We start from the raw sequence: 5,081 nt of genomic DNA on the forward strand, positions 1-5,081 counted from the left end.
GAACAGAACGTCCAGTTTGATTCAGTTCAACAATCATTTGTTTAAAATTTTCTTCATATCGGGTCATAAAAATTCATCCTCTCGTAGATAAGTTTAATTTATTCTTGTCTCTACGAAAAGCTGTCTAAGATTTGATACTAACACCAAAAGAGTTGAAACAAATTTGGAGAAAATGAGCATAGAATGTCTGATGAGTTAAATAGACCTAAAAATTATCTAAAAGTGGAGCAAAATTAGGAATTAAAATATACGCGAATTGTAAAATTAAGTTAGAAAAATAAAAAGGCATTTATGGTACACTCAAATTGTATTTCCGACGAAAGAAAACAAAGGAGTGTAACCATAAATGACCTACAAACATCTTACCATAGACGAACTGACAATGATAGAATCATATTATCTTCAACATAATAAGCGGGTTGAAATCGCTAACCGAATGGGACGTGCTATACAAACTATTTATAGTGTAGTCAATAAGTTCAACCAAGGCAAGACTGCTCTTGATTATTGGTACCAGTATAAAGAAAATAAGAAAAAATGTGGGAGAAAAGTCATTCAATTACCTGCTCATGAAGTAGATTACATTAAAGAGAAAGTCACTCTTGGTTGGACGCCTGACGTCATTATCGGGCGAAAAGAAAGGCCTGTTTCATGCGGTATGAGAACACTTTATCGTTTATTTTCTAAAGGAATATTTGATATTGACACACTACCGATGAAAGGTAAAAGAAAACCCAATGGCCATCAGGAAAAACGGGGAAAACAACAGTATCAGCGCTCAATCCATGATCGACCTGATAATTATCCTGATTTCAATTCTGAGTTTGGTCACCTTGAAGGTGATACGATCGTTGGCATTCATCATAAAAGTGCCGTCATTACTTTAGTTGAAAGGTTATCTAAAGTCATTATCACGATTAAACCCAACGGCCGTAAGGCATTAGATATTGAAACTGCCCTTAATCAATGGTTTTCTCGCTTCCCTAAAAACTTCTTTAAATCTATTACGTTTGACTGTGGAAAAGAATTTTCTAACTGGAAAGCCATTAGTAACCAACATGATATTGATATATATTTTGCGGACCCTGGAACACCTTCTCAACGCCCATTAAACGAGAATTCTAACGGGATTCTGCGTCGTAATGGACTGCCGAAATCAATGGATTTTAGAGAAGTGAATCAGACATTTATTTCCAGTGTCAGCAATCAACGTAATCATATTCCAAGAAAATCATTGAATTACAGAACACCAATCGAAATATTTTTGAGCTATGTACAAGAAGCATTTTATTCTAGCTTAATTTGACAAATCATATGATATAATTACGTATTACAAGAATGAACAGAAAAAATTATTTAAGTATAAAGGAACAAAAAGATGGGACAATAGGCATTGGTACGATTTAGACCAAGAAAAGAAAACAAGCATACTGAAGTTGATGAAAAGACTTAATATCGACAAATCTCTATATTTTTCTATATATGGAATTGGATCAATGGATGTTCATGGAACTGGCACTATTAATCATATTGCATCAAATATTGGAATAGAATCAGCGTTACAAATACATGTATTGGAAAAACTATCATTTGTGATAACTTTAGATACTTTGAAAGTAATAAAAGAATTCTATAGATGTAACATCGAGAGAGTGTAAAATATTTTGTGTAAATAGAAAAAAGGAAATCCCTTCTGTAGAATAGAGTTACCACAAAACATTCACAGAAGAGAGGACTTCCCTATGAACGATTTTACTACAGAAATTCTAAAGACTCTAGCGAACAAAGGCGATTTGAATGAATTATTCCGTGTCCATTTGGAAAAAGCTGTCAATACGCTTCTCAAAACGGAGTTAACGGCTTTCCTCGATTACGAAAAGTACGATCGTATTGGTTTTAACACGGGTAATTCTCGTAACGGCTCCTATGACCGTACGGTCAAGACCGAGTACGGGGAACTTCATCTCCAGATTCCGCGCGACCGCAACGGCGAGTTCAAGCAACAGACTGTTCCTGCTTATAGACGGACGAATGATACCTTAGAGGAGACCGTCATTCACCTCTTCCGAAAAGGTATTACCATGTCGGAAATCGCAGACTTGATTGAGAAAATGTATGGGCATCACTACACGCTCCAAACCATGTCCAACATGACTAAAGTGCTGACTGAAGAAGTAAATGCATTTAAAGTTAGAACTCTAAATGATAAGTATGTCGCTATTTTCATGGATGCTACTTATATTCCTTTAAAACGGCAAACCGTCTCCAAAGAAGCAATCTATATTGCCATTGGTATACGAGAAGACGGCACTAAAGAAGTACTAAGTTATGAGATTGCTCCGACTGAATCGACCTACGTTTGGAATGAGTTGTTACAGGACATTTACTCCAGAGGGGTTCATGATGTCTTACTGTTTATTACCGATGGCTTAAAAGGCATGAAAGATACGATTCACCAGATTTATCCTAAAGCTAAATACCAACATTGCTGTGTTCACGTTTCCCGTAATATTGCTCATAAAGTACGTGTCAAAGATCGAAAAGAAATCTGTGATGATTTTAAGGCTGTTTATCAAGCTAGCTCAAAGGAAGAGGCAAATACCTTTTTAGGGAGTATGATTGAGAAGTGGCAGAAAACTTATCCTAAAGTGACGCAGTCACTGATAAAAAATCAAGATTTATTGACTTTTTATGAGTTTCCGCCTGGTATCCGCCGAAGCATTTACTCAACTAATTTAATCGAATCTTTCAATAAACAAATCAAGAAATACAGCCGCAGAAAAGATCAGTTTCAAAATGAAGAATCACTAGAGCGTTTCCTAGTATCCATCTTTGATACATACAATCAAAAATTCTTAAATAGAAGCCATAAAGGCTTCCAACAAGTGACGGATACATTAGCTTCAATGTTTACTGAGTAACCCATTATTTTGCAGAAGGACGAGTTATTTACACAAAATTATTGACGCTCCCAACATCGACGATTTGGATGATAATATTATATTAATGGAGGAAGCTTTTAAAAAGATAATTGAGTAATTATATTTACATTTTACAAATTTTATATAGGAGGAAAATAATTATGGATTCGGGATTTTTATGGAATATAACAAGTACAGTGTTGGCATTATTTATACCAATTGCTACATTTTTATTTGAAAATGAGAATGCTGTTGATTGGGATAAAATGGTAGTATTTGATCAAGTTATAAAAATAAAAAAACTGTCTTTTGGACTAATATTGTTAACATTGCCTTTACTTTTCTATCAAACAAATTCAGCAAGTAATGAGTTTTATAGAAAACTTAACTGTATAGTACTTCTTTTATATGTAATCGGCATAAGCTTATCTATTCTATCGTTAGTTAGGTGCTATTTTTGGATTATTAACAAGCGTACTTATTCAAAAAACAATTCTAGTGAAACCGTTAAATATAGAACAGAATGTAGGAAAAGATATATTAGTAACTTATCCAAGAATGAAGCTGTTCAGAAAGAAATATGGTCTCTCATATGGAATTCAGTGGATCAACATGGAGAGATAGAAGAAATCGATCTGATGGATATGTATATAGATCAATGTGAAGAAAATAAAGACTATGAAAAAAAATTAGAATTTATGTCTATCTTTTTCACTAGTATAGACATGAATAAATTTGATGAAATAAATACGTACAATACTATCGATTATGATGTTTATGAGCGTTTATCCAAATTTATTTATTCCGAAATAAAATGTGTGTATCTTGAAGGAAAGAATATAGATATAAAAAAAGTAAATGATTTTTTCGATATCTATACAAAAAACTCTATTTTTAATTGGAATTCTAGTAACAGATATAATCAATTCCTATCACAATTTTTAGAAGAATTATCTGGAGAAGAATATAGATTATTCCTAAATAATAATATTTTAAAATTAATATCTTATGCCAAGAAAGCTAATAGCCTATCTTTAGTAGATAACTTAGATAATCTTTTACCCGATAAACTTATTTATGATGAGAATGAAGATAATTCACAAAAACAAATAATTATATTTGAATTGTATTTAAAGTGGCTTAGCAGCCTGTCAGTGTCACCAGAAAGCAATGATGATGATAAATATTTTGCGAACAAACTGTTTCAATTTATATTTCCAGACTATTCTTCAATGCCATTTTTTACATTAATAAATTTTATGCTGTATGTTAAAAAACACTTAGGATATGATGATTTAGTAGAAATGATAAAGGCATATGATAAAGAACCTTATCCATTCAAAGGAATCAATACTGGTTCAGATATGGCTATGATTTCAGGCGAAACTGTAGAAGAAATTCTAGCTAATTACAAAGAACAAAATATAAAAACTCTGGAATTAATTAAAAAGAATATAAAATACTATGATCCTTTACTAGCGAATAAAGAAAATATTGATGAGTTATTAAATGCAATTGCTGATTCTGATGTTAGATCTCCTAGAATTGATGAGTTAAAAGAAGAAATTTTAATGTATAAAGAACTTTTTTAATTCATTTGATTACTGTTATACTCAATATCATTCTTAATTCTGTAAATAGTTTGTCTAGTAATATTGTAGTTTTTAGCAATTTTTGAAATAGCTATGCCCTCATTTAAATCCTTAACGATGTTTTCATAAACTAAACGTCGTTGAGGATTTTTTGTATCTGCACTATAGAGTTTTGGACGACCTTTATAGACGCCATTTGCTTTTGCAATTTTAATGACTTGCGCCTGGCGTCGTTTAGATTCGGTACGCTCTTGCTCTGCAATCATGGCCAAAATTTGGATGATTAAATCTTTAATGAATTTATCCAAAAGAGGATTGCCAATTGCTTCAGCCATGATCGGTAGACTGGTGATGATCAGCTGCACGTTTTTCTTCTTTAGGTAATTGACTGAAGCAATGATTTCGTCGTAATTTCTTCCAAGTCGGTCGATTGCTTCGACAATAAAAATATCTTGGTCTCGGACAAACTCTAAAGCTTCCTGGAAAATCGGTCGATGAGTAATCGTTGCTCCAGATTGTTTCTCGATGAAAATTTTTTCTGCGCCGAACTTTTTCATTTCTTCAATTT

The 5,081-nt window shown here is 32.7% G+C and carries 4 protein-coding genes; 3 read left to right on the top strand and 1 reads right to left on the bottom strand.

The window, feature by feature from the left end:
• Window positions 1-346 precede the first annotated feature (346 nt).
• From ED2_RS14165 to ED2_RS14175, 3 genes are all read left to right on the top strand, one after another.
• Window positions 347-1,306, top strand: a complete 960-nt coding sequence (locus tag ED2_RS14165; RefSeq protein WP_060789909.1) for an IS30-like element IS6770 family transposase — start codon at window positions 347-349, stop codon at window positions 1,304-1,306.
• A gap of 436 nt (window positions 1,307-1,742) precedes the next feature.
• Window positions 1,743-2,921, top strand: a complete 1,179-nt coding sequence (locus ED2_RS14170; protein ID WP_060789910.1) for an IS256-like element ISEfm2 family transposase — start codon at window positions 1,743-1,745, stop codon at window positions 2,919-2,921.
• 161 nt (window positions 2,922-3,082) lie between these two features.
• Window positions 3,083-4,513, top strand: coding sequence for a hypothetical protein (locus tag ED2_RS14175; RefSeq protein ID WP_002334568.1), 1,431 nt, complete (start codon window positions 3,083-3,085; stop codon window positions 4,511-4,513).
• Here the strand turns inward: ED2_RS14175 and ED2_RS14180 are convergent.
• A complete protein-coding gene (locus ED2_RS14180; protein WP_255209484.1) occupies window positions 4,510-5,079 on the bottom strand; it encodes a recombinase family protein in 570 nt (189 codons plus the stop codon). The genes ED2_RS14175 and ED2_RS14180 overlap by 4 nt on opposite strands.
• Between the last annotated feature and the right edge of the window lie 2 nt (window positions 5,080-5,081).

This window comes from Enterococcus durans NBRC 100479 = LMG 10746 (assembly GCF_001544215.1).
Lineage (GTDB): Bacteria > Bacillota > Bacilli > Lactobacillales > Enterococcaceae > Enterococcus_B > Enterococcus_B durans.

Excerpts from the sequence above, each read along its gene's own strand:
- ED2_RS14175 (WP_002334568.1), top strand. The coding sequence starts at position 3,083 with ATGGATTCGGGATTTTTATGGAATATAACAAGTACAGTGTTGGCATTA.
- ED2_RS14165 (WP_060789909.1), top strand. The coding sequence starts at position 347 with ATGACCTACAAACATCTTACCATAGACGAACTGACAATGATAGAATCA.
- ED2_RS14170 (WP_060789910.1), top strand. The coding sequence starts at position 1,743 with ATGAACGATTTTACTACAGAAATTCTAAAGACTCTAGCGAACAAAGGC.